This window comes from Peribacillus folii, assembly GCF_030271255.1.
In the GTDB taxonomy this organism is placed as follows: domain Bacteria; phylum Bacillota; class Bacilli; order Bacillales; family DSM-1321; genus Peribacillus.
Genome location: NZ_JASJOM010000003.1, coordinates 12,499 through 33,808 on the forward strand (window position 1 = coordinate 12,499; position 21,310 = coordinate 33,808).

Genomic DNA, 21,310 nt, shown 5'->3' on the forward strand with positions numbered 1-21,310 from the left:
TTTAAAAGAAAAAAACTATTGCAAAAGGCAATAGTCTAAAAAATCATGCTTCAATTCGTTTACCAAGGATAACCAAGTCCCGTTCAATGCCATCGAGCTCGGCAACTTGCGGTAAGTGGGCCCATTCTTCAAAGCCAAACTTGGAGAATAGCTTCATGCTAGGTATATTGTGAGCAAATATGAAACCTAATAGATTCTTCACTCCTAATTTCGGGCTTACTTCAATTGCCTTTTGAATGGAAATCCTTCCAATTCCTTTTCCCCGGAAATAATCATCAATATAGATGCTGATTTCTGCCGTCGAATGATAGGCAGGACGTCCATAGAAAGATTGAAAGCTCATCCATCCCGCGGTTTTTCCTTCAACAGTAATGAGATATAGCGGTCTGTTTTCTGCATTATGCTCCTCAAACCATTTAACCCTCGATTGTACAGATATTGGATCCGTATCGGCGGTGACCATTCTTGAGGCAATTGTGGAATTGTAAATTTCCACAATCTCAGGCAAATCCGATAATTCAGCCTCTCTGAATTGTATGTATTCGTTCATCATTAACTCCCCAATCCATTACTTTTTTTCAACATCCAGAAGTGCCCATTTCATCGCTTGGTAATATCGTGGAATCATCTGAAAGTTTTATATTATCATACACTTTCTCCTCATTATTCTCCAATGCAAGTTTATTGTTACTTATGCTCATTTTTGGGTATGTAACATATAAAATGCTTCTAGAAAAAGGACAAAAGGAGAAAGAAATGAAAAAAATAACAGGAATTTTAATGATTGTCATCATTATATGTTTTATCGTATACCAATATCAGGAAGCGGAGTCGAACCGTGTAGAAAGGGTCATGGCCTTTGGCGACTCTTTGACATACGGTAAAGGAGATAAGCATGGAGAGGGCTATGTTAAAGGCTTAAGGGATGAACTGAACAGCCCTGAGTCGGATCTAAAGGTTAGTTTTTGGAATTATGGGATCAAAGGGCAGGAAACGGATGGCGTCATCAAACAGCTCAGTGAATACCGCATTCAAACAAAACTGGACAAAGCTGACGTATTCATCGTTTATATTGGCACGAATGACTTCATCAACAGTAATGGAGGTAAGTTGACGAAAATAAACGATCGGAAAATCAACGAAGGCAAGAAGGAATATATCAATCATCTGAATCAGATCACTTCAACACTTCTAAAGGAAAATGATAAGGCTGATATCCTGGTGGTTGGCCTGTATAACCCGATCATTGACAACCAGAACATTGAAGGGCACATCAAGGATTATAACCAATCCATCAAGGCTGTAGTGAAAAGGGATAAAAGGCTGATTTACATTCCCACCGATGATTTATTTAAAAAGAAAAAGAAAGCTGAATATTTCAGTGACGAGATTCATCCGAATGAAAAAGGGTATTCACTCATCACGAATCGTATTTTGGCCAGCTATGATTTTAAATGAAAGTCAAAGAATGCAGATACACTTTTTACAGTCTCTTGAAATTCAAACAACGCCCCAAACATTAAAGAGGTACTTGTTACCTATGTAGGTTTTCCCCATGTCATAAGTGTTATTATTTTACACATTACTATAGAACATGAAATAATTATTGGAGGTTAATCAGGCTTATAAGAGGAGATGCTAATCATGAATCAAAATGAAAAAATCAGGGAAGACGTTCTGAACGCAGTCAACGGGCTATCGGATGAACAGCTGAATGCCCATCCTGAAAAAGGCCGTTGGAGCATTATCCAAGTATTGGATCATTTATATTTGATGGAGCGAGCCATTACAAAGAGTATTGCTGATAAATTGAAAAGTGATGAGAGGATACCAGCAGCGGATAAGCCAATCGAGCTTACTGTGAATCGTGAAGTGAAGGTAGAAGCACCTTCATATGTTGTTCCCTCCGAATCATTCCAAACCTTGCAAGAGGTTAAGGGGAAGTTGGCCGAATCACGCAATGCATTGATTCAACTCGTCAAGAGTGCAGATGAAAATGATCTTGAGCAAAAGTCATTTCCTCATCCGTTATTCAAGGATCTAAGCTTGAAGCAATGGATCCCGTTCGTGGGCTTACATGAAAAAAGGCATTTGCTGCAAATTGAAGAGCTAAAGTCTAAATTATAAAAGAAGGAAAACTCATCCCCCCGTGGTTGAGTTTTTCACTTTAGAGAAAGGGTGTACTGTGAAAGCTAACTGGGTAAAGGCAAGTCTGGTCTTGTTTTTTTTCGGACTGTTGGCGGTTGTCTTGTACAAGAATATGATTCCCCCTGATTTAGACGAAATTAAACTGGCTGATGAGCTGCATCCAATCGTCGCTGAAAAAAAGGAAGAGCTCATTCAACGGGCTAACGAAAAAGGAATCCCTATCATCATTACGGCAGGATATCGTTCTTTGGAAGAACAAAATGAATTGTATGAAAAGGGCCGATTAAGTAAGGGGAATATCGTAACATATGCAAAAGGCGGCGAGTCGCTTCACAATTTTGGCTTGGCGATAGATTTTGCCCTCCTTAACAAGAAAGGCGAGGCGATTTGGGACATGGACCATGACGGAAATGATAATGGGAGATCGGATTGGATGGAAGTCGTCACCATTGCTAAAGGTTTAGGTTTCGAATGGGGAGGGGATTGGCCAGGGTTCAAGGACTATCCACATCTGCAAATGACATTCGGCCTGAGTTTGAGAGAGCTGCAGCAGGGCAGTCAGCCTGAAGGGCAGTGAAGTTGATCAGCTCATTTTCCTCCTCGGATCGTGTGGACGCGAAGCGGGAAAATAAGCATGTATATTGCTTTACAGACGAGAATTAGATAAAGTGGACTAGTGAGAAATCAGACATGAATGAAGGAGTGCAGTCACCATGGAAGAAATAAAGCATTGCCGGGACTCTTTGGTCATTAAAACAAGCCTTGTCCTCCCTCCCGATACAAATAACATTGGTACGATGTTCGGAGGCAAGCTAATGGCATATATTGATGATGTAGCGGCCATATCCGCCATGCGTCATGCAAGAAGCAACGTAGTTACCGCCTCTACTGATTCGGTTGATTTCCTGCACCCTATTCACGAAGGAAATGCAGTTTGTCTTGAAAGCTTCGTGACTTATACGGGCAGAACATCCATGGAAATCATCGTAAAGGTGATTGCTGAGGATTTAGTTACAGGAGACCGAAATTTATGTGTCATATCCTTTTTGACCTTTGTCGCCATCAATGAACAAGGGAAACCGATTCCTGTTCCGCATTTGGTTCCTGAAACCGAAATGGAAGTGAATCTGAATGAATCGGCAAAGCAACGGGCGCAAATAAGGAAAAAAAGAAGAGAAGATACACAGTTCATTGCCAGTACCTTTGGAGTGAAGCTGCCGTGGACCGAACAATCGAACCCAGGTTTATATAAAGATGATACCAATCATTGAATGATTTCTGCCCAATACGCAGACAAAAGGTTTCAGAGAGGTTCCCTCTTCCGAAACCTTTTTGATTTCATCGCACACATTAACCTTTGCCCCATTTTATAGGGTCGCTAAGCGGCGGCCGACGCTGGTAGACCAAATCAAAAGCGATTTGGTCTTTTTGTCCTGCGGTATATGCTATATCATAGTCGGGGATGAACGTAAAAAGACGCTTGGCTGCCACCAGGCGTCTTTGATCGGAACTAGTCATCACTTGCCAAAATACCAAAAAAGCGTAAAATATTTATGAACAGGTTAATGAAGTCAAGATAAAGATTCAAGGCCATGAGAGGAACTTCCTCGGCCGTTACACCGTAATGTTTCATTCGATTGAAATCATATAGGATATATCCACTGAAAACGAGTATCCCAATAAATGAAAAGACCAGCATGGCTGTCGAGCTTAATGGAAAGAAAATATTGAAAATGCCGATGACCACCAAGGCGAGCAAAGCGGCAAAGAGCATCCCGCCCAAGAAAGAAAGGTCCCTTTTGGTGGTCGTTGCATAAAGAGCCAGACCTCCGAATACCACTGTCGTCGTTACACCGGCTAAAATCACAACATTCGCACCTGCGGCAGCCAGGTAATGAGCGATGATCGGATAGGTGGTGATCCCGGAAATCAACGTGAAGCTATACAGAAAGGTGTATCCGATTGCTTTTTTCCTCCGCATGATGAATGCACCAATCAGCATGGCAATCTCCAAGATCGCTAATGGAAGGAACAAGGCTGGTGGTACAAAGGTGCCTATGGCCATTCCCAATACTGAAATGGCCAGTGATAAAGCGAACGTCCGCATCACGGATGGCATATAGGTTTGTACAGTTTGTGAATACATTTTTTTCACCTCATCAATTATCTTCTACAGTATCATACGAATCGTTTTTAAAAAGGTTTCATTTCCTCCAATGCCATTCAACACATTTTTATTGTCTTGAAATATATATGAAAGAATACTCGATATATGTCTATCCTACCTTCGGACTAATTTTTCTGAAATATTAAAATATTAAGTCGAGTTCTTTAGTCAGGGCCAATGGCCATAGTTTTTCAATCAATTCCATTATTTATCAATTTTTATATTTTGAAATAGTGATTTAGAATACATTTATTCCGAGCATCTTATCTAACTTCATAACTTTACTGTATAACAGCTATAAAGGAAATGATTTTTTATACCAGAAAATTATTCCTAAAGTTATAAAAAGATAAAAAAATGTAATTATTTTGCATAAAAGCTATTGTGTAAATGTAAAAAATTGATTAAAATCTTAACTAATTATCAGAAGATTAATTATTTTCCCGATAAAATAGTTTAGGGGGAGCACGGATGAATAAAGCTATTCTGAAAATAGAGAACCTGACAACCTCATTCCGGATCGGAAGCAACTATCATGCTGCTGTGGATGATGTTTCGTTTACGGTGAACGAAAATGAAATTGTAGCCGTTGTTGGAGAATCCGGTTGTGGTAAGAGTGCATTGGCCTTATCCATTATGCAGCTACATAATAAACAAAGGACTAAATCCGAAGGGACCATAAATTATAACGGGCAGAACCTGCTGACGTTGAATGATACACAAATGAATAAAGTCCGCGGCAAGGAATTAGGGATGATCTTCCAGGAACCTTTAACGGCTTTGAATCCGCTCATGACGATCGGGAAACAAATCGAGGAAAACCTTGATTACCATACAAGTCTTTCCAAGGATGGAAAAAAGAAACGAACGATCGAACTTTTAACCCAGGTGGGAATTCCTTATCCTGAACGGACGTACAAGCAATTTCCGCATGAGCTATCGGGCGGAATGCGGCAAAGGGCGATGATCTCAATTGCCATTGCTTGCAACCCTGCTCTTGTCATTGCCGATGAACCCACGACAGCGCTGGATGTCACGATTCAAGCGCAAATACTCGATTTGCTGAAGGATATCCAGAGCAGGACAAAGATGGGAATCATTTTGATTACACACGATTTGAGCGTCGTGGCAGAGGTTGCTGATAGGATCATTGTCATGTATGCGGGCCAGGTAGTGGAGACGGGGAGCGTTAAGGAAATATTCAACAATCCGCTTCATCCGTATACGAGGTCATTGCTGAATTCTATTCCTTCGGCAACACATGAGAAGAACCGTTTGCATGTTATTGAGGGAATCGTCCCATCCATTGCGAAAATGGACCGGGTTGGATGCCGTTTCCAAGACAGGATTCCTTGGATTCCTAAGATGGCACATGAACAGAGGCCTCAGCTTCACGAAGTGGCCGAGGGTCATTTCGTACGGTGCACCTGCTATCAAGATTTTTATTTCCAAGCTGAAGGAGATGAATCGACCCATGACATTACTCAAAGTAGATAATTTAAAAGTGCATTTCCCAATCAGGGGCGGATTTTTTCGAAGGGTGGTCGATCATGTAAAGGCAGTGGACGGTGTTTCCTTTGAATTGCAGCAAGGGGAAACATATGGTTTGGTCGGTGAATCGGGCAGCGGCAAGTCTACGACAGGTAAGGCGGTTGTTAAACTGAATGATGTGACATCGGGACAAATCCTGTTTGAAGGCAGGGATTTAGCAGGCTTAAGTAGAAAAGAGATTAAACCATTCCGAAAAGATATCCAAATGATCTTTCAAGACCCGTATTCATCATTGAATCCGAAGAAGCGGGTACTGGACATCATTGCCGAACCGCTGAGAAATTTCGAACGGCTATCACCGGCAGAGGAAAAAAAGATCGTTCAGGACTTTCTGGATAAGGTAGGGCTCAGTCCGGAATCAATCCATAAATATCCACATGAATTTTCTGGGGGGCAGCGCCAGCGGATCGGGATAGCCCGTTCTTTGACATTGAAACCTAAATTGATCATTGCGGATGAACCGGTATCGGCGCTGGATGTTTCCGTGCAAGCTCAAGTGCTGAATTTTCTTCAGGATCTTCAGCAGGAATTCAATTTGACATATTTATTCGTCGGCCATGATCTAGGTGTCATCCGGCATATGTGTGACCGGATGGGGGTCATGTATCGCGGTAGATTGGTAGAGGAAGGCAAAAGCGATGAAATCTATGAAAATCCCCAACATATCTATACGAAACGCCTGATTGCCGCCATTCCTGATTTAGAGCCGGAAGTTCGCGGGGAAAAGGTGAAGCTCAGAAGAAAACTTACGGCGGAATACGAGTCATCTTATTCAACATTTTTCGATGAGAATGGCAGGGCCTATGATTTGAAGCCGATCTCTTCGACCCATAGAGTCGCATTACTATAAGGAGGCGGAAGGAATATGTGGAAGTTTATCCTCAGACGTTTTTTAGTTATGATCCCGCAGCTGTTTTTATTGAGCCTCATCGTTTTCATGATGGCAAAGGCCATGCCGGGAGATGCGCTCTCAGGTCAGGAAATTAACCCTAGGGCCAATCCTGCGGAGCTTGACAGAATCAGGGAAGAGCTGGGATTGAATGATCCTTGGTATCAACAATATGCAAGGTGGGCGACGAATGCTGTACAAGGGGACTTTGGTATTTCCTATACGCATAAAACACCGGTGACGGATGTTATCGAGGACAGGCTATGGAACACGGTATTCCTGGCGTTTGTCACGCTGATCTTTACATATATGCTGGCGATCCCGTTAGGCATACTGAGCGGCAGGTATAACGATACCTGGATCGACAAATCGGTTACCGGCTATAGTTATCTTGGCTTCGGCACACCGATTTTCATCTTTGCTTTGATCATGTTATTCATTTTCGGTTTTGCCCTGGATTGGTTCCCATCTGGAGGCAGTGTCGACTCCAAGGTGGAGGAAGGGACATTGGCCTATTTCGTAAGTAAAATCAATCATGTGATTTTGCCTGCATTAAGTACGGCATTGATTGCCACGACGAGCACAATCCAATACCTACGAAATGAAATCATCGATAACAAAATCAAGGATTATGTCAGGACAGCCCGTTCTAAGGGAGTGCCTGAATCTAACGTATATTCACGGCATATCCTGAGAAATTCCTTTTTGCCGATTGCGGCATTTTTAGGATATGAAATTACCGGTTTAATCGGCGGCTCTGTCATAATCGAGACCATTTTCAGTTATCCGGGTCTTGGCCAGCTTTTCCTCAGTTCAGTGAGTCTGCGTGATTTCAGCGTCGTCACGGCAATCGTCATGATGACGGGATTTGCCACGCTGCTTGGCACACTTCTTTCGGACATCATACTTAGTGCGGTCGATCCGCGCATACGGATAGAATAGGAGCGGGGTGAGTCGTATGGAATTAAAGGTAGAAACAGGAAAGAACATACAAGTCCAGGATGCGAGCCCCTCAGGCATGAAAATCATCTGGCAGGAAATCAAGAAAGACAAGCTTGCCATGGGCTCATTGATTATATTGGCAGCTATCTTGATTTTTGTTTATGGTGCAGCTTTCTTCATGGATGCCAAGGAAATTGCCAAGGTCGACTTCCTCTCCATTTATATGGAGCCGTCTTCCGATTATTGGCTTGGAACCGATTATGGCGGACGTGATGTATTCGGGCAGCTAATTGTAGGTACAAGAAATTCATTCACGATTAGCTTGTTCATCACTTTATTCACGGCGATCATCGGGTTGTCATTTGGACTGCTTGCCGGATACTTCGGCGGTGCGACCGATAATGTGATCATGCGTGTCATCGATTTCGTGATTGCCCTGCCGCAATTGATGTTCATCATTGTGGTAGTGACGATTGTACCGGTATTCAATGTGTATGTGTTCATCTTGATCATGACGCTGTTTTTATGGACAGGAAAGGCGAGGCTGATCCGTTCCAAGGCATTGTCAGAACGTGAGCTGGACTATATCCATGCCTCACAGACTCTGGGCACGCCGCATTGGAAGATCATCCTTTTTCAGCTTCTGCCCAATGTCAGTTCACTAATCATCGTGAATTTCATTTTGAACCTGGCAGGCAATATTGGCCTGGAATCGAGTTTGACTTTCTTGGGGTTCGGCCTTCCGGAGAGCACACCGAGTCTTGGGACGCTCATCAGTTATGCTCGAAATCCGGATGTTCTGGAAAACAAATGGTGGATTTGGGTACCCGCATCACTCATGATTTTAGTGCTGATGCTGAGTATAAATTTTGTTGGCCAAGCGCTAAAGCGCGCCGCCGATGCAAGACAAAGAAGAGGATAAAAAAGGGGAGTGTTTGATATGAAGATCAAAGGCTATGTTAAAGTATTAAGTGCATTGGCTATTTCATCTCTACTGCTTGCTGCATGTTCGGATGATACCGAGAAATCGTCTACGAATGAGAAAAAGGGGAGAACGGTCGAACAGGTTGATGCTTCTAAATTCCCGACAAAGACGACTAATCAGGGAGAGCCTATCAAAGGCGGGCATCTGACATATGGGTTGGTATCCGATACACCGTTCGAAGGGATCTTGAATAAAGTTTTCTATCAAGGCGACCCCGATAATCAAGTTATCACTTTTTTTGACGAAGATTTATTGGATACGGATGAAAACTACGTATTCACGAATGACGGTGCCGCTTCCTATGAAATTTCAGACGATAAAAAAACGGTAACTCTGACGATTAAAGATAACGTCAATTGGCAGGATGGCAAGCCTGTGACTGGAGCCGATCTAGAATATGCATACCTTGTGATGGGCAGCAAGGATTATAAAGGTGTGCGCTATGATGAACAAATGGCTTTAATTGAAGGTATGGAAGAATACCATGCCGGAAAAGCGGATAGCATTTCAGGTATAAAAGCAGATGGTAAGAAAATCACCTTCACATTCAAGAAAGCCAATCCATCCGTAACGACAGGCCTATGGACATATCCGCTCCATAAAGAATACTTAAAAGATGTTCCGATTGCCGATTTGGAATCATCGGATAAAATCCGGAAAAACCCAATCGGGTTTGGCCCATTCAAAGTGAAGAAAATCGTTCAAGGCGAAGCAGTTGAGTTCGAAGCGTTTGAAGGATACCACCGAGGAGCGCCTAAGCTGGACAGTGTTACGTTAAAGGTCGTGAATCCGTCTGTAGCTGTTAAGTCACTGGAAAATGGGGATATTGATGTAGCTAGTATTTCTGCTGACCAATATGACCAGGCTAAAGCATTGGACAACGTGGAACTATTAGGCAAAGTCGATCTAGCTTATACCTATATCGGTTTCAAGTTCGGTCATTATGATGCGAAAAAATCAGAAAATATTATGGACAATCCTAAATTCGAAGATAAACGCCTTCGTCAGGCAATGGCATATGCCATCAATAATAAAGAAGTCGGCGAGAAGATGTATAAAGGTCTTCGGTTCCCGGCCAATTCAGTTATTACGCCTAACTTCAAGTACAACAATAAAGACGTTAAGCCATATGAATATAACGCTAAAAAAGCAAAAGAACTTTTGGATGAAGCAGGATTCGTGGATACGAATAATGACGGTCTTCGTGAAGACAAAGATGGAAAAGAGTTCAAAATCAACTTCGCTTCCATGAGCGGCGGGGATATTGCTGAACCGCTTGCCAGGTATTACATTCAACAATGGCGGGATGTTGGATTAGACGTTGAATTGCTTGACGGACGTCTTCATGAGTTCAATTCATTCTACGATCTATTGAAGAAGGATAACGAAGATGTGGATATTTATCAAGCTGCATGGGGTGTCGCTTCCGATCCAGATCCATCCGGCCTTTGGTCAAGATCTGCCGCATTCAATTATACCCGCTGGGTGAATGATAAAAATGACGAGCTTCTGGCGAAAGGGATTTCAGAGGATGCCTTTGATGATCAATATCGTATTGATACGTACAATGAGTGGCAAGAATTGATCCATGAAGAAGTCCCAATTATCCCAACCTTGTTCCGCTACACTACAACGGGCGTGAATAAACGTGTCTCTGGGTATGATTACCTTGCGGAGCGCCAATATAAATGGTTCAATGTCGGTGTCACGGAAGAAGCAAAATAATATCCAATCGGCTGCCTTTATTGGCGGCCGATTTTTTTGCGTTTCGAGGAGCTGCATTACGGTTATATAGATAATAGTAATTAATTGGAAGGGTGATTTGGATGGAAGTGAGAAATCCTAATGAAACAAAGAGAGAGTTAGAAATATTGTTTACTGAATCGGTAGGCAGAATATTGAAGCCACTCGAAGACGAAATCATTGCCGACATCGTTGCTTATCCGGATGAAAAGCGAATAGCCTTCTTGGAATTTATGAAGGAAATGTCCAACAAGCAAAGACCGTTAAAATAGTAGACGAACTTTCATCATCGAGGAGGGTTCTTATGAGCAGTGAAGATATGAGCAGATATAGAGTTTGGCGGGATAATCGGAAAAGGCAAATGAATATGGAGAATACCGCTTTATACGGGATTACGACAGTGGTACTGGCAATCATGCCGGTGCTGGCCCATATGTAGGTGAAGTGATCGGACCGTCCTTTGACGGTCCTTTGTATGTTAAAAGCTGGCAGGGAAAGCTATAATATATAGGAAGGGAGAGATATACATGATCAACGAAAAAGAAATCGTATCATACATAAAAGAGTTAGTGACGATACCAAGCCCCTCCGGGTATACGGAGGAAGCGATCAAATACGCGGCCGAATTCATGGAAAAAAGGAAGGTTCCATTCGAGATCACCAATAAAGGGGCATTACTTGCCTCCATAAAGGGCGAGGATGACAGCAGACATCGCTTGTTGACGGCACATGTCGATACGTTGGGAGCGATGGTTAAGGAAATCAAGCCGAATGGCCGCCTTAAATTGACGCTGATTGGCGGCTTCCGCTGGAATTCAGTGGAGGGGGAATATTGTAAAATCCATACGGCTGACGGGACAATCATCACAGGGACGATATTGATCAATCAAACCTCCGTACACGTTTATAAAAATGCCGGGGATGCCAAGCGCGATGAGGAGACAATGGAAGTCCGGGTAGATGCTGTCGTGAAAACGAAAGCGGAAATGGAAGCGATGGGGATTTCCGTTGGTGATTTTGTTTCCTTCGACCCAAGAGTGGAAGTCACAGAATCAGGATTTTTGAAATCAAGGCATCTGGATGATAAAGCAAGCGTCGGCATCCTGCTTCATATCGTTGACCTCATTTCTGAGCACAAAATAAAATTGGCCTGCACGACCCATTTCCTGATATCAAACAACGAAGAAATCGGTTATGGCGGTAATTCCAATATCCCTGAGCAGACAGTTGAATATCTGGCGGTCGATATGGGAGCGATCGGTGATGGACAAGCGACGGATGAATTCAGTGTTTCAATTTGCGCAAAAGATTCTTCAGGTCCATATCATTATCGATTGCGCCAGTATCTTGTCGCACTTGCCCAGGCAAATGCGATCGACTACCGTGTCGATATATATCCTTATTATGGTTCTGATGCTTCCGCTGCAATCCGCGCCGGCCATGATGTCGTCCACGGCTTGATTGGACCGGGCATCGATGCATCCCATGCCTTTGAGCGGACTCACCTTTCATCATTAAAACATACGGCCAACCTGATTTTGCATTATGTGGAATCAGAAATGATGTAAACATTAAAAACCCCGCACTCCGTGGATAAGAGTGTGGGGTTTTTAGGTGGCCAAAATAAATCGGTGAAGATTATTCCATTTTATAAGGATAGTTCTTGAGGCGGCTCGCCATTGTTATTCATCAATCGGATGCTTTCAGGCTTGATTTGCAAAATGATATAGTTGGGATCATTCGGCCCTTCAAACCAATGTTCAAATGACTCATTCCATAATTTATCTTTCAGTTCCTGTGAATCGCTCACTTTCGATGTGCCTGAAATTTCTAAGTAAGAATCCCCTAACCCTTCATTTTCATAGCCGATCAGGATATGGACATTAGGGTTTTTTTCGATTTCATCAATTTTTTCAGTTTCGGAACTCGATGGTGTGTATAAAGTCAAATCGTCGTTAAAAAATGTCATATAGCGTGAATGTGGTTTGTTATTTTCTACAGATGATAAAACTCCTGTCTTGGAATCACTGAGGATATTCAATACTTTTTCTTTTAATTGGCTTTGGCTCATCTTCGCACACTCCTTTTATTTTTTACTCTAATACTTTTCCTCTTTTTTCATTAAGTTAAACAAAATTCTGCAGTTTGCCAATTTAATGAATGAATATTGACTCAAGATGCCATACTAGTCATTATGTGTTTTGAAAAGAGTAATTAATGAAGTAAGGGTGAGTATAAAGAATGAATTGTGGTGAATTGCTTATCATTGGCGGTGCCGAGGATAAGTGCCTTGAAGGTGAAGTGTTGAATAAATTTGTCGAGCTTGCTCTCCGTCGTTCCGATGGCGGGATTGGGATACTGCCTACTGCAAGTGAAATTCCTGAAGAGATGAGCAATCAGTATATCAAGATCTTTAGTGCATTAGGAGTAGACAGGGTGGAAGTGATCAAGCTGGATTCGAGGGAGGATGCAGATGATCCCTTCATTTGCGGACAGCTGAAATCTCTTTCCGCCCTTTTCATAACTGGAGGCAACCAGAGCCGCCTGTCTGAACGGATCGGGCAATCCAAGTTTCACAAAGCCCTTTCCAAGGCATGGCACCAAGGAATGGTGATAGCCGGGACAAGTGCGGGTGCCTCCATCATTGGTAAGCATATGATTGTCGCTGCCGACACGATGCTCAATGATGATAAGTTAAAGGTCGAGATTGGAATCGGTTTCGGCTTCCTTGATGGTTTGCTGATCGATCAGCATTTTTCCCAGCGCGGACGCTTCGACCGCCTTTTAAGTGCCATAGCGGTAAACAAGGAGTTGCTTGGGATCGGCATTGATGAAAATACCGCCATTTTAGTTAAGGACGGGCTTTTTGAAGTCTTCGGGCAACATGAAGTCTTGGTGCTTGATGGCAGTGAAAGTGATTATATCCATGTCACGACCTCCGAAAATGGAAGTGAAGAGCTGACTCTTTCGGGATTCTGCCTTCATGCACTTACAAGGGGCTATCGTTTTGACCTGGCAACCAGGAAAATGTTGATGAAAAAGGGGATCCAACCATGATAATCAATCGAGTCCGTTACTTAAAAGGACCCAATTATTTTGCATATACACCGACGATCTGCATTGAATTGGATTTGGAGGGACTGGAAGAAAGACCTTCCGATACGATTCCAGGATTCAATGAAAAATTGTTGGAAACGCTCCCGAATATCGGGTGCCATACTTGCTCCAAAGGGTATAAGGGAGGCTTTGCCGAGAGGCTGCACCGAGGTACGTGGATGGGTCATATTTTGGAGCATATGGCGATCGAGCTTCAAAACTTGGCAGGAATTGATGTCATCCGCGGAAAAACGATCATGATGGGAAAGAAGGGACATTATCAGGTCACCTTTGACTACAAAGAGCCCCAATCGGGTCTTCAAGCTTTCTTGGCTGCAAAGGAAATCGCGGAAGCCATCCTGAATGAAGACGAAGAGATAGATGTCCAAGTCTATGTAAAACAAATAGAGGATCTATATTATCAAAATAAATTGGGACCAAGTACAGAAGCGATATTTAAGGCAGCACAGGAAAAGAACATCCCTGTCGAGCGAATTGGCGATGATAGTTTACTGAGATTAGGAACTGGTTCAAGGCAGAAGTATGTCCAGGCGACCATTTCAAGCCAAACTTCGAATATAGCCGTCGAAAATGCTTGTGACAAATCTTTAACCAAATCGATCTTGCAAGGATGCGGCCTGCCGGTTCCTGAAGGGGTAATGGCAGACTCGATCGAGGGCATATTCGACGCGGCAGACAGGATTGGTTTTCCGCTCGTCATAAAACCTTATAACGGGAGGCAGGGACAGGGTGTCATCACCCATATCAAGAATAAGGATGAACTTTTCAATGTCATCAATTGTCTGGAAGCGTATGTAAAGAAGTATATCGTCGAACGGCATATTGAAGGCCATGATTATCGTATGCTCATCGTTAATGGAAAGCTTATTGCGACCAGTCTCAGGCTTCCGCCATATGTAATTGGAAACGGAAAAGAAACGATACGCAGATTGATAGAAAAGGAAAACGGTAATCCCTTGCGGGGCGAAGGACATGAAAAGCCAATGTCTAAAATTCCGTTGACACATACCGTGACATGCTACTTGGAAAAAACGAATCGGACACTTGATTCGATCCCAAAGCAAGGGGAGCTGGTCCAAGTTGCCGGCAACGCGAATCTCTCGACTGGCGGTAAAGCGATTGATGTAACGGAACAGGTGCATCCCACCATTAAGAAGATGGCGATTGGAGCTGCAAAGGCGATTGGATTGGATATTGCCGGAATCGATTTTATTTGTGAGGATATTTCAATGCCGCTCGATCATTCACGGACGGCGATCATTGAAGTGAATGCCGCCCCGGGAATCCGGATGCATCATTACCCGAGTGAAGGGGAAAAAAGGGATGTAGGCAAAGCGATTATCGATTATTTATTCCCGTCCAGGGAAGATGCAGCCATACCGATCATCGCAGTGACGGGAACGAATGGAAAAACGACGACCACAAGAATGATCCATTATTTCCTTTCAACTGATAAAACCAAGGTTGGTATGACGAATTCCGATGGCGTTTATATAGGGGAAGAGGTATTGGATCAAGGTGATTGCAGCGGCCCTATCAGTGCAAGGATGGTTTTGGCCCATCCGGAAGTGGACGCAGCGGTTTTGGAGACGGCACGAGGAGGAATATTGCGTGAAGGCCTGGCCTTTCGCCAATGTGATGTGGGAGTCATTACGAATGTGAGTGAAGACCACCTTGGCAGTGATGGAATGGATACGATGGAGGATCTTGTGAAATTAAAACGACTGATAGCCGAAGTCGTTCTGAAGACGGGGTATTGTATCCTGAATGCCGATGATCCCAAGGTGGCCGCAATGGAAGCATATACCGATGGGGAAGTCATTTATACTTCGACGGACGCTAAGCAGCCAATTGTGGAGGAAGCGATTAAGCGCGGACAAACGGTTTGGTTCGTTAATGGACAAGGCATGATTTTTCATTCATCAGCTGGTGTCACGCAGCCGTTCATGGAATGCTCCTTGATTCCGATCACGATTTCAGGGATGGCCCGACATAATATCGCCAATTTGCTTCAGGCACTGGCTGCAGCCCATTCACAAGGAGTTTCCATGGAAGTGCTACGAAAGAAGGCTGTCACATTTATGCCAGATGCCAACTTGTCAAAAGGACGCTTTAACCTAAAGAAATTGAACGAGCGAACGATCATCATCGACTATGCCCATAATGAAGCGGGATTGAAGGCCATATACGAAACGGTGAATGCCTACCACAGAAATCGGCTGATTACCGTTTTGGCCGGCCCTGGAGATCGTGTTGATGAAGAGCTTATCAGGCTTGCCAAGGTGGCGGCCGTGCATTCGGATCTTTTCATCATTAAGGAAGACGATGATTTACGGGGAAGGAAGCAGTATGAAGTAGCCGAGCTGCTTCAAGAAGCGGCCGTAAAAGCAGGGCTGCAGAAAGATAGGGCCAAGGTAGTTCTGAATGAGTTGGATGCATTCGTGAACGCTTGGGAGGCTTCAAAGCCTGGGGACCTGTTACTTTTCTTCTACACGGATTTCGAATATGTAGAGCAGTTTTTTCAAAGAGTTTCCAGCAATCGCTTATCAAAAAAATAAAAGAACGTGCACTTCGCCCTGCGGAGTGCACGTTCTTTTATTTACGCTGATTATAGGGAAACGTACCCCGCAAAACAGCTTATACTTGAGCGGCCGCTCGAGGGTACGGTTTTCCGTGGATCAGCTTTTTTTGATGACCGTCTTGTTCCCGGCAGGGACATTGACATGGTCTTTTTTATAAACGCGTTGCAGGACAATCGTCTGAGCGATCATGAATAATCCGCCGATTGACCAATATAATGGCAAGGCGGCAGGGGCGGAAAAAGAAATGAACAAAATCATCACTGGCGAGAGCAGGCTCATCAGCTTCATTTGTTTCTGCTGTTCCTCGGGCATTTGTCTCATGGAAATGACCGATTGGAAATAATAGATGACACCAGCGATAATCGCCATGGCAATATTCGGCTGGCCAAGGCTGAACCAAAGGAAGTTATGTGTAGCAATTTCATGGGATCCTTTTATTGCATAATAAAAGCCCATCAAGATCGGCATTTGAATTAAAAGTGGCAGACAGCCCATGTTTAACGGATTGACTCCGTGCTTTTGGTAAAGCTGCATCATTTCCTGCTGCAGCTCCTTTTGTTTAGCCGGGTCTTTCGTTTCTTTTATTTTTTGTTGAATGGCTGTCATTTCAGGTTTTAGCCCATTCATCTTCGTTTTCATGCTGAGCTGTGTTTTATATTGCTTGGCAGTCAACGGAAGCAGGACAAGACGGATGAAAAAGGTCATCATGATGATGCTCAATCCATAGTTACCATCGAATAAATTTGCATTGAATTCAAGCATTTTTGTCATAGGATTGACCAGACCTGTATGGAATGGCCCGCTTGCAGCTGCAGAACAGCCAGACAAAAGAACCGTTGCCAGGATCAGTACCGAAATGAGTAACGCGCTTTTCTTCTTCAAAATAATTCCTCCTCGAATTGTTATTATTTAAACAATGAGTAGGAGGCTTGGCTCATCGGAATCATCAGGTGAATCCTTCTGCCGGATAAATGTGAAAAAGCGCTGTGCACCGCGCCAATCAAACGAGCTGCCTATATTGACAGGGGATTTACTTTGATTGGAGTGGGCGGAAGCTTGATATTTATCATTCAAGTGAGCTTGTTTTTTATTTAAGAAGTAAAACGCCGCCAGTGGAAAGACAAAGGTCAACAAGTAACCTGCCCATACCGCATGACGAACGGTTTGATAATCGAATTCTAATAATAATTCCCACATAGGAATCCCTCGTTTTTTCTAGGATAAGAAAATGTCGTAATAGCTGACCGTTAAATTTTAATCTGGTCATACTGAGTGTAATTCATTAAGAACACTATATCAAATTCTAATGCAATGATGTCAAAAAATATAGGGATATTTTCAAAAAATAAACAGGGAATTTTTTCACTCCGATGAAGTTGATGAGAAAGTCACATGGATATTCCAGAAGTATGAATGATTGGAGGCTCCCCTTGCACATACAATCATTCAACTACATAAGAATAAAAAGAAGTTCAATCATGAGGTGAAGATGGATGAAACCGTACGATTCGTTCGAGCAGCATCAACACTATGACCAATCTGGAAATGATGTTTATCAGGATGTACACCCGCAGCACAACGAAAAGTACTCATATCCAGTTGGGGACAAATGGGAGAAAAGGATGCCTGGCCCCCCTGGTCCGTCTGAATCATATCATGGCGGAGGGCAGCCAAAACCGCCACAGGGGGGAGGGGGACCGCCATATATGGCGCCGCCTTTATTCACTCCAAAGCTTACTGGAGGGATGCTTAATGCCATAGATCCAGGTTCAATGAAAGGGTGCCTTTATCAAAATACTTATGTGTGGTTAAGAAATGGCCGCTCGTTTTGGTTTTACCCCACGTATGTAGGCTATAATTCCGTTGCGGGCTACCGATGGAGAAATAGTCAGCAGAGATGGTCTTATTATGGAACCGATGCAAGTGAAATACAGGCCTTTCAATGCTTTTAGTAAAACATACCGCATCGGGCGGCATGTGTAAGGTAAGCGAATGGCTCCGAAAGTGTTAGACGTTTACGAGGTGTTTGTTTTTTATCGAAAGGTCTGTAGGATGAGCATTCCATTGCACCCCTTGCCCTCTCCTTTCCGCGGGCTCACGTAGAGGGAAACCAATTCTAGGCATTGGGCAACAATTTTAATCTGAAATCAAAAAAGGTTACGGAGGGCGTTTCCGTAACCTTTTGTTTACTAACCGAACAATGGATAGGTTGATTCCTTCAAGTGTTTCAATCCGAGAAATAATCGGGGAAATCGGAAATGATGCCATCCACCTTCATCTTCTCGAATAAACGCAGCCGTTGTTTATTGTTGACTGTCCAAGTAAATACTTTCATCCCATGTTTTTGGATACGCAGCTGAAGCTTTGGATTCAGGATCGTTTGCTTTGGATTTAAAAATGCAGCAAACTTTGCTATTTCCTTTAATGCTTCGTCATCGATCTTTCGCTTTATCAATACTCCGACTTGAATATCCGGCATCAGCAGGTGAAATCTTTTCATGGATTCCGCATCGAATGAATGAACCATGACCGGAGTATGAACCGAGGTAATTTCGGTGAACTTCCTTAGCTCTTCTGCAAGCCTTGCTTCAATGCCGGGATAGAGTGATGGATGTTTTATTTCGATCAAGAAACCAGCTTCTGACTGGAATCTTTCCAATACTTCACTCAATAAAGGAATCCGCTCGTTTTTGAAACGAGAATGATACCAGCTCCCGGCATCCAATTTCTTTAATTCGTCAGCTGTGTAATCACGGACGTTTCCTTTACCGCTTGTCGTCCGATTCAGCGTGGGATCATGATGAACCACAAGTACATCATCCTTACTGAGATGAATATCCACCTCAAGCACGTCAGCTCCCAATTCGATCGCCTTCTCATAAGAAGCGATTGTATTTTCAGGACAATATCCGGCAGCACCGCGATGTCCAATTTTGAGGGGGGCAGGCTGAAAATGGGAGTTCTCATGGCAAGGATCCTTCGAACCGTTCAGCTTAAAGTAAACGAGAAAAAGTATGATCAACACTATTATCAAGAAAAATCCAATCACCTTTGACACTCCTTTTAGTAAGAAAAATAAACTTCCCCGTTATCCTTTACCCAAGTGCTACAGAAAATAAAATAAGTTTGACCATCTTCGTCATTTTACCTACTTTGTACGGGAAAAGCAGGTATTTTCTGCAGGGATATTATCCAATGCCATAGAACGAAAAGGATTTATTGGCAAGTTATGGAATACATATAAAAGAATAATAAGGGGGGAAGCAGATGAAACTCAAACCTGAAAAGTGGAAAGGGAATCTTGGATTATATTTTTCGGTTCCGGTTCTCTCTTGGGCCTTATACGATTTTGCCAATACGATATTTTCTTCTAATATCAATACGATTTTCTTTCCGTTTTTCCTTCAGGAGCAAATAGGGGATAACGCCGTTCTCGACCAGATTGCCAGTACCTTCATTTCCTACGCAAATGCAATGGCCAGTTTATTTCTTGTTTTGTTTTCACCGCTGTTTGGCGTCATGATCGATCGGACCGGAAAGATGAAAAAATATATTGTGATTTTCACGCTCATTTCCGTTTTGAGCACTTTTTTTATGGGAGTTTTTGGGGGATTATCATTTGATTCGTTGTTTCTTGGCATTCCGACTTCCTTGGCAATCGTCATTTTATTATTTGTCATCGCTAAATTTTTTTATCATTCCAGCCTCGTTTTCTATGATACGATGATGAGCGATTTAGGTACAAAACAGCAAATGCCGCTTATATCAGGATTTGGGGTGGCCGTTGGCTACATGGGAACGCTTGTGGGGCTGTCCATCTATCCATTCATCAGTAAAGGAAGCTCACATGAAGCCTTCATGCCCACCGCGGTTTTATTTCTCGTTTTTTCCCTTCCCTTGTTCTTTTTCGTGAAGGAGACGCCAAAACCGCAAATAGCGAAACAACCGTTCATATCCGGATATAAGGAAATCACGGCAACATTCAAGGAGATGAGATCTTATCGCTCTATTTTCACTTTCATGATCGCCTATTTCTTTTTAAACGACGCCATTGCGACAACGATTGGAATGATGGCTGTATATGCCAAGACAGTGGTGGGATTTTCGTCAAGCGGGTTCATTTTGCTCTACTTGGTATCGACCATATCGAGTATCGCCGGATCGTTCCTTTTTGGATATATCACGCAGTCCAAGGGACCTCGGCTTGCCGTGACATATGTGGGGCTGTTGCTATTGGCCGCATTATTGATCGCGGTATTCGCACAAACCGCTCTTTGGTTTTGGATTGCTGGGAGTATGTTTGGCGTTTCTCTTGGTGCGATGTGGGTGACATCAAGGACGTATATCATTGAACTGACACCTGAGAAGAAGAGAGGCCAGTTTTTTGGATTATTTGCATTCTCAGGAAAGGTTTCTTCCATAATTGGGCCCTTATTATATGGGACGATTACGTTGGTTTTTCATGACTTGGGAACGTTGGCGAGCAGGCTGGCATTGGGGTCATTGATCATCATGGCTGTATTGGGGCTGGTCTTTTTGTTTAAATTAAAAAAAATGGAAGTGGTCAGATGAAAAGAGGGAATGTCCCCTTTTAACCGGGGGCATTCCCTCCTTCTGTATTCAGAGCTTATACCAAAATAAGGGTAACGTCGACATTCCCGCGTGTCGCTTTTGAGTACGGGCAGGTCGCGTGAGCCTTTTTGACAAAGTCTTGAGCTTCTTCCTTGCTCAGGTCAGGGATGGAAATATCCAGCCTTACTGCCAATTTAAAGCCCCCATCTTCCTCATCTTTACCGATTGTGACATTTGATGTAACGGAAGTATCGACTTTTTTCTTTTCCTTTTGCAGAACAAGATTCAAGGCGCTATCAAAACAGGCAGCATAGCCAGCTGCAAATAATTGTTCAGGATTCGTTGCCTTCTCACCGGAACCGCCTAGCTCCTTAGGTGACCTGACATCGAAGTCGAGGATCCCATCCTCTGACTTAACATGTCCCTCGCGTCCTCCATGTACGGTAACTGTAGCTGTATATAATGGTTTCAAAGAAAACATCTCCTTTTTTGATTGTTACTACCATTAGTTCCCCACTATCCGTCAGATTAAACAAAAACAATGGGAATTTATGAATATCAGACCCAGTGGGTAATGGAAAAATGGTTTTAAATTGGAAGATAATGTTTTATAA

At 43.2% G+C, this 21,310-nt stretch carries 23 protein-coding genes; 16 read left to right on the forward strand and 7 right to left on the reverse strand.

Annotated elements, in window-relative coordinates; translation table 11 throughout:
- Positions 1 to 43: 43 nt before the first annotated feature.
- Positions 44 to 550: a GNAT family N-acetyltransferase gene (locus tag QNI08_RS05085; RefSeq protein ID WP_285766359.1), complete on the reverse strand. Its 507-nt coding sequence runs from the start codon at positions 548 to 550 to the stop codon at positions 44 to 46.
- A 206-nt stretch (positions 551 to 756) separates the two neighbouring features.
- Between QNI08_RS05085 and QNI08_RS05090 the strand changes: the two genes are divergently transcribed.
- The 4 genes from QNI08_RS05090 to QNI08_RS05105 all read left to right on the forward strand — a co-directional run bounded on the left by QNI08_RS05090 (position 757) and on the right by QNI08_RS05105 (position 3,419).
- Entirely contained in the window at positions 757 to 1,458 is a 702-nt protein-coding gene (locus tag QNI08_RS05090) for a DUF459 domain-containing protein (RefSeq protein ID WP_285766360.1), read from the forward strand.
- A gap of 186 nt (positions 1,459 to 1,644) precedes the next feature.
- Positions 1,645 to 2,127: a DinB family protein gene (locus QNI08_RS05095; RefSeq protein ID WP_285766361.1), complete on the forward strand. Its 483-nt coding sequence runs from the start codon at positions 1,645 to 1,647 to the stop codon at positions 2,125 to 2,127.
- 58 nt (positions 2,128 to 2,185) lie between these two features.
- Positions 2,186 to 2,725 (forward strand): M15 family metallopeptidase, encoded by a 540-nt coding sequence (locus tag QNI08_RS05100; protein WP_483313745.1) that lies wholly within the window; start codon positions 2,186 to 2,188, stop codon positions 2,723 to 2,725.
- Between the two features lie 136 nt (positions 2,726 to 2,861).
- On the forward strand, positions 2,862 to 3,419 hold the full coding sequence (locus QNI08_RS05105; RefSeq protein WP_285766362.1) for an acyl-CoA thioesterase: 558 nt from the start codon (positions 2,862 to 2,864) through the stop codon (positions 3,417 to 3,419).
- 239 nt (positions 3,420 to 3,658) lie between these two features.
- Here QNI08_RS05105 and QNI08_RS05110 read toward each other — a convergent pair whose 3' ends face one another.
- Complete coding sequence (locus QNI08_RS05110; RefSeq protein ID WP_285766363.1) at positions 3,659 to 4,294, reverse strand: Bax inhibitor-1/YccA family protein; 636 nt, start codon at positions 4,292 to 4,294, stop codon at positions 3,659 to 3,661.
- A 492-nt stretch (positions 4,295 to 4,786) separates the two neighbouring features.
- Between QNI08_RS05110 and QNI08_RS05115 the strand changes: the two genes are divergently transcribed.
- The 8 genes from QNI08_RS05115 (at position 4,787) to QNI08_RS05150 (ending at position 11,993) form a co-directional block, all read left to right on the forward strand.
- On the forward strand, positions 4,787 to 5,812 hold the full coding sequence (locus tag QNI08_RS05115) for an ABC transporter ATP-binding protein (protein ID WP_285766364.1): 1,026 nt from the start codon (positions 4,787 to 4,789) through the stop codon (positions 5,810 to 5,812).
- Entirely contained in the window at positions 5,790 to 6,716 is a 927-nt protein-coding gene (locus QNI08_RS05120; RefSeq protein ID WP_285766365.1) for an ABC transporter ATP-binding protein, read from the forward strand. The genes QNI08_RS05115 and QNI08_RS05120 overlap by 23 nt, the downstream gene beginning before the upstream one ends.
- Before the next feature lie 15 nt (positions 6,717 to 6,731).
- The gene (gene opp4B / locus QNI08_RS05125; RefSeq protein WP_285766366.1) at positions 6,732 to 7,697 is read left to right on the forward strand and encodes an oligopeptide ABC transporter permease; all 966 of its coding nucleotides are present in this window, start codon (positions 6,732 to 6,734) and stop codon (positions 7,695 to 7,697) included.
- A 16-nt stretch (positions 7,698 to 7,713) separates the two neighbouring features.
- Complete coding sequence (locus tag QNI08_RS05130; RefSeq protein WP_285766367.1) at positions 7,714 to 8,619, forward strand: ABC transporter permease; 906 nt, start codon at positions 7,714 to 7,716, stop codon at positions 8,617 to 8,619.
- A gap of 18 nt (positions 8,620 to 8,637) precedes the next feature.
- Positions 8,638 to 10,407: an oligopeptide ABC transporter substrate-binding protein gene (opp4A, locus tag QNI08_RS05135; RefSeq protein WP_285766368.1), complete on the forward strand. Its 1,770-nt coding sequence runs from the start codon at positions 8,638 to 8,640 to the stop codon at positions 10,405 to 10,407.
- Between the two features lie 101 nt (positions 10,408 to 10,508).
- Positions 10,509 to 10,697 (forward strand): hypothetical protein, encoded by a 189-nt coding sequence (locus tag QNI08_RS05140; RefSeq protein WP_285766369.1) that lies wholly within the window; start codon positions 10,509 to 10,511, stop codon positions 10,695 to 10,697.
- 32 nt (positions 10,698 to 10,729) lie between these two features.
- A complete protein-coding gene (locus QNI08_RS05145; RefSeq protein ID WP_285766370.1) occupies positions 10,730 to 10,864 on the forward strand; it encodes a hypothetical protein in 135 nt (44 codons plus the stop codon).
- An 88-nt stretch (positions 10,865 to 10,952) separates the two neighbouring features.
- Entirely contained in the window at positions 10,953 to 11,993 is a 1,041-nt protein-coding gene (locus QNI08_RS05150) for a M42 family metallopeptidase (protein ID WP_285766371.1), read from the forward strand.
- Between the two features lie 80 nt (positions 11,994 to 12,073).
- On the opposite strand, the gene QNI08_RS05155 is transcribed toward QNI08_RS05150, so the two are convergent.
- Positions 12,074 to 12,496, reverse strand: a complete 423-nt coding sequence (locus QNI08_RS05155; protein ID WP_285766372.1) for a pyridoxamine 5'-phosphate oxidase family protein — start codon at positions 12,494 to 12,496, stop codon at positions 12,074 to 12,076.
- Between the two features lie 170 nt (positions 12,497 to 12,666).
- Here QNI08_RS05155 and QNI08_RS05160 point away from each other — a divergent pair, with 170 nt between their 5' ends.
- Together QNI08_RS05160 and cphA are read left to right on the forward strand one after the other, a co-directional pair.
- Positions 12,667 to 13,482 carry a cyanophycinase gene (locus QNI08_RS05160; RefSeq protein ID WP_285766373.1) on the forward strand — a complete coding sequence of 272 codons (816 nt, stop codon included), beginning with the start codon at positions 12,667 to 12,669 and terminating at the stop codon, positions 13,480 to 13,482.
- A complete protein-coding gene (gene cphA, locus QNI08_RS05165) occupies positions 13,479 to 16,100 on the forward strand; it encodes a cyanophycin synthetase (RefSeq protein ID WP_285766374.1) in 2,622 nt (873 codons plus the stop codon). Before QNI08_RS05160 ends, cphA begins: the two co-directional genes overlap by 4 nt.
- Before the next feature lie 120 nt (positions 16,101 to 16,220).
- Here the strand turns inward: cphA and yidC are convergent, their stop codons facing one another.
- Together yidC and QNI08_RS05175 are read right to left on the reverse strand one after the other, a co-directional pair.
- Positions 16,221 to 17,006, reverse strand: coding sequence for a membrane protein insertase YidC (yidC, locus tag QNI08_RS05170; RefSeq protein WP_285766375.1), 786 nt, complete (start codon positions 17,004 to 17,006; stop codon positions 16,221 to 16,223).
- A 27-nt stretch (positions 17,007 to 17,033) separates the two neighbouring features.
- Complete coding sequence (locus QNI08_RS05175) at positions 17,034 to 17,321, reverse strand: hypothetical protein (protein WP_285766376.1); 288 nt, start codon at positions 17,319 to 17,321, stop codon at positions 17,034 to 17,036.
- A gap of 296 nt (positions 17,322 to 17,617) precedes the next feature.
- Here QNI08_RS05175 and QNI08_RS05180 point away from each other — a divergent pair, with 296 nt between their 5' ends.
- Positions 17,618 to 18,076: a transporter gene (locus tag QNI08_RS05180; RefSeq protein ID WP_285766377.1), complete on the forward strand. Its 459-nt coding sequence runs from the start codon at positions 17,618 to 17,620 to the stop codon at positions 18,074 to 18,076.
- A gap of 275 nt (positions 18,077 to 18,351) precedes the next feature.
- On the opposite strand, the gene QNI08_RS05185 is transcribed toward QNI08_RS05180, so the two are convergent.
- A complete protein-coding gene (locus QNI08_RS05185; protein ID WP_285766378.1) occupies positions 18,352 to 19,173 on the reverse strand; it encodes a glycerophosphodiester phosphodiesterase in 822 nt (273 codons plus the stop codon).
- Between the two features lie 218 nt (positions 19,174 to 19,391).
- Here QNI08_RS05185 and QNI08_RS05190 point away from each other — a divergent pair, with 218 nt between their 5' ends.
- The gene (locus tag QNI08_RS05190) at positions 19,392 to 20,696 is read left to right on the forward strand and encodes an MFS transporter (RefSeq protein WP_285766379.1); all 1,305 of its coding nucleotides are present in this window, start codon (positions 19,392 to 19,394) and stop codon (positions 20,694 to 20,696) included.
- A gap of 55 nt (positions 20,697 to 20,751) precedes the next feature.
- Here the strand turns inward: QNI08_RS05190 and QNI08_RS05195 are convergent, their stop codons facing one another.
- Entirely contained in the window at positions 20,752 to 21,168 is a 417-nt protein-coding gene (locus QNI08_RS05195; RefSeq protein WP_285766380.1) for an organic hydroperoxide resistance protein, read from the reverse strand.
- Positions 21,169 to 21,310: the final 142 nt, after the last annotated feature.

Bases quoted from the DNA above. Each gene is read 5' to 3' on its own strand.
- QNI08_RS05110 (WP_285766363.1), bottom strand. From the start codon at position 4,294: ATGTATTCACAAACTGTACAAACCTATATGCCATCCGTGATGCGGACG.
- QNI08_RS05120 (WP_285766365.1), top strand. From the start codon at position 5,790: ATGACATTACTCAAAGTAGATAATTTAAAAGTGCATTTCCCAATCAGG.
- opp4B (WP_285766366.1), top strand. From the start codon at position 6,732: ATGTGGAAGTTTATCCTCAGACGTTTTTTAGTTATGATCCCGCAGCTG.
- QNI08_RS05085 (WP_285766359.1), bottom strand. From the start codon at position 550: ATGAACGAATACATACAATTCAGAGAGGCTGAATTATCGGATTTGCCT.
- QNI08_RS05150 (WP_285766371.1), top strand. From the start codon at position 10,953: ATGATCAACGAAAAAGAAATCGTATCATACATAAAAGAGTTAGTGACG.
- QNI08_RS05145 (WP_285766370.1), top strand. From the start codon at position 10,730: ATGAGCAGTGAAGATATGAGCAGATATAGAGTTTGGCGGGATAATCGG.
- QNI08_RS05095 (WP_285766361.1), top strand. From the start codon at position 1,645: ATGAATCAAAATGAAAAAATCAGGGAAGACGTTCTGAACGCAGTCAAC.
- QNI08_RS05190 (WP_285766379.1), top strand. From the start codon at position 19,392: ATGAAACTCAAACCTGAAAAGTGGAAAGGGAATCTTGGATTATATTTT.
- QNI08_RS05130 (WP_285766367.1), top strand. From the start codon at position 7,714: ATGGAATTAAAGGTAGAAACAGGAAAGAACATACAAGTCCAGGATGCG.
- QNI08_RS05140 (WP_285766369.1), top strand. From the start codon at position 10,509: ATGGAAGTGAGAAATCCTAATGAAACAAAGAGAGAGTTAGAAATATTG.
- QNI08_RS05115 (WP_285766364.1), top strand. From the start codon at position 4,787: ATGAATAAAGCTATTCTGAAAATAGAGAACCTGACAACCTCATTCCGG.
- QNI08_RS05160 (WP_285766373.1), top strand. From the start codon at position 12,667: ATGAATTGTGGTGAATTGCTTATCATTGGCGGTGCCGAGGATAAGTGC.
- QNI08_RS05175 (WP_285766376.1), bottom strand. From the start codon at position 17,321: ATGTGGGAATTATTATTAGAATTCGATTATCAAACCGTTCGTCATGCG.
- QNI08_RS05105 (WP_285766362.1), top strand. From the start codon at position 2,862: ATGGAAGAAATAAAGCATTGCCGGGACTCTTTGGTCATTAAAACAAGC.
- QNI08_RS05155 (WP_285766372.1), bottom strand. From the start codon at position 12,496: ATGAGCCAAAGCCAATTAAAAGAAAAAGTATTGAATATCCTCAGTGAT.
- opp4A (WP_285766368.1), top strand. From the start codon at position 8,638: ATGAAGATCAAAGGCTATGTTAAAGTATTAAGTGCATTGGCTATTTCA.
- cphA (WP_285766374.1), top strand. From the start codon at position 13,479: ATGATAATCAATCGAGTCCGTTACTTAAAAGGACCCAATTATTTTGCA.
- QNI08_RS05180 (WP_285766377.1), top strand. From the start codon at position 17,618: ATGAAACCGTACGATTCGTTCGAGCAGCATCAACACTATGACCAATCT.
- QNI08_RS05090 (WP_285766360.1), top strand. From the start codon at position 757: ATGAAAAAAATAACAGGAATTTTAATGATTGTCATCATTATATGTTTT.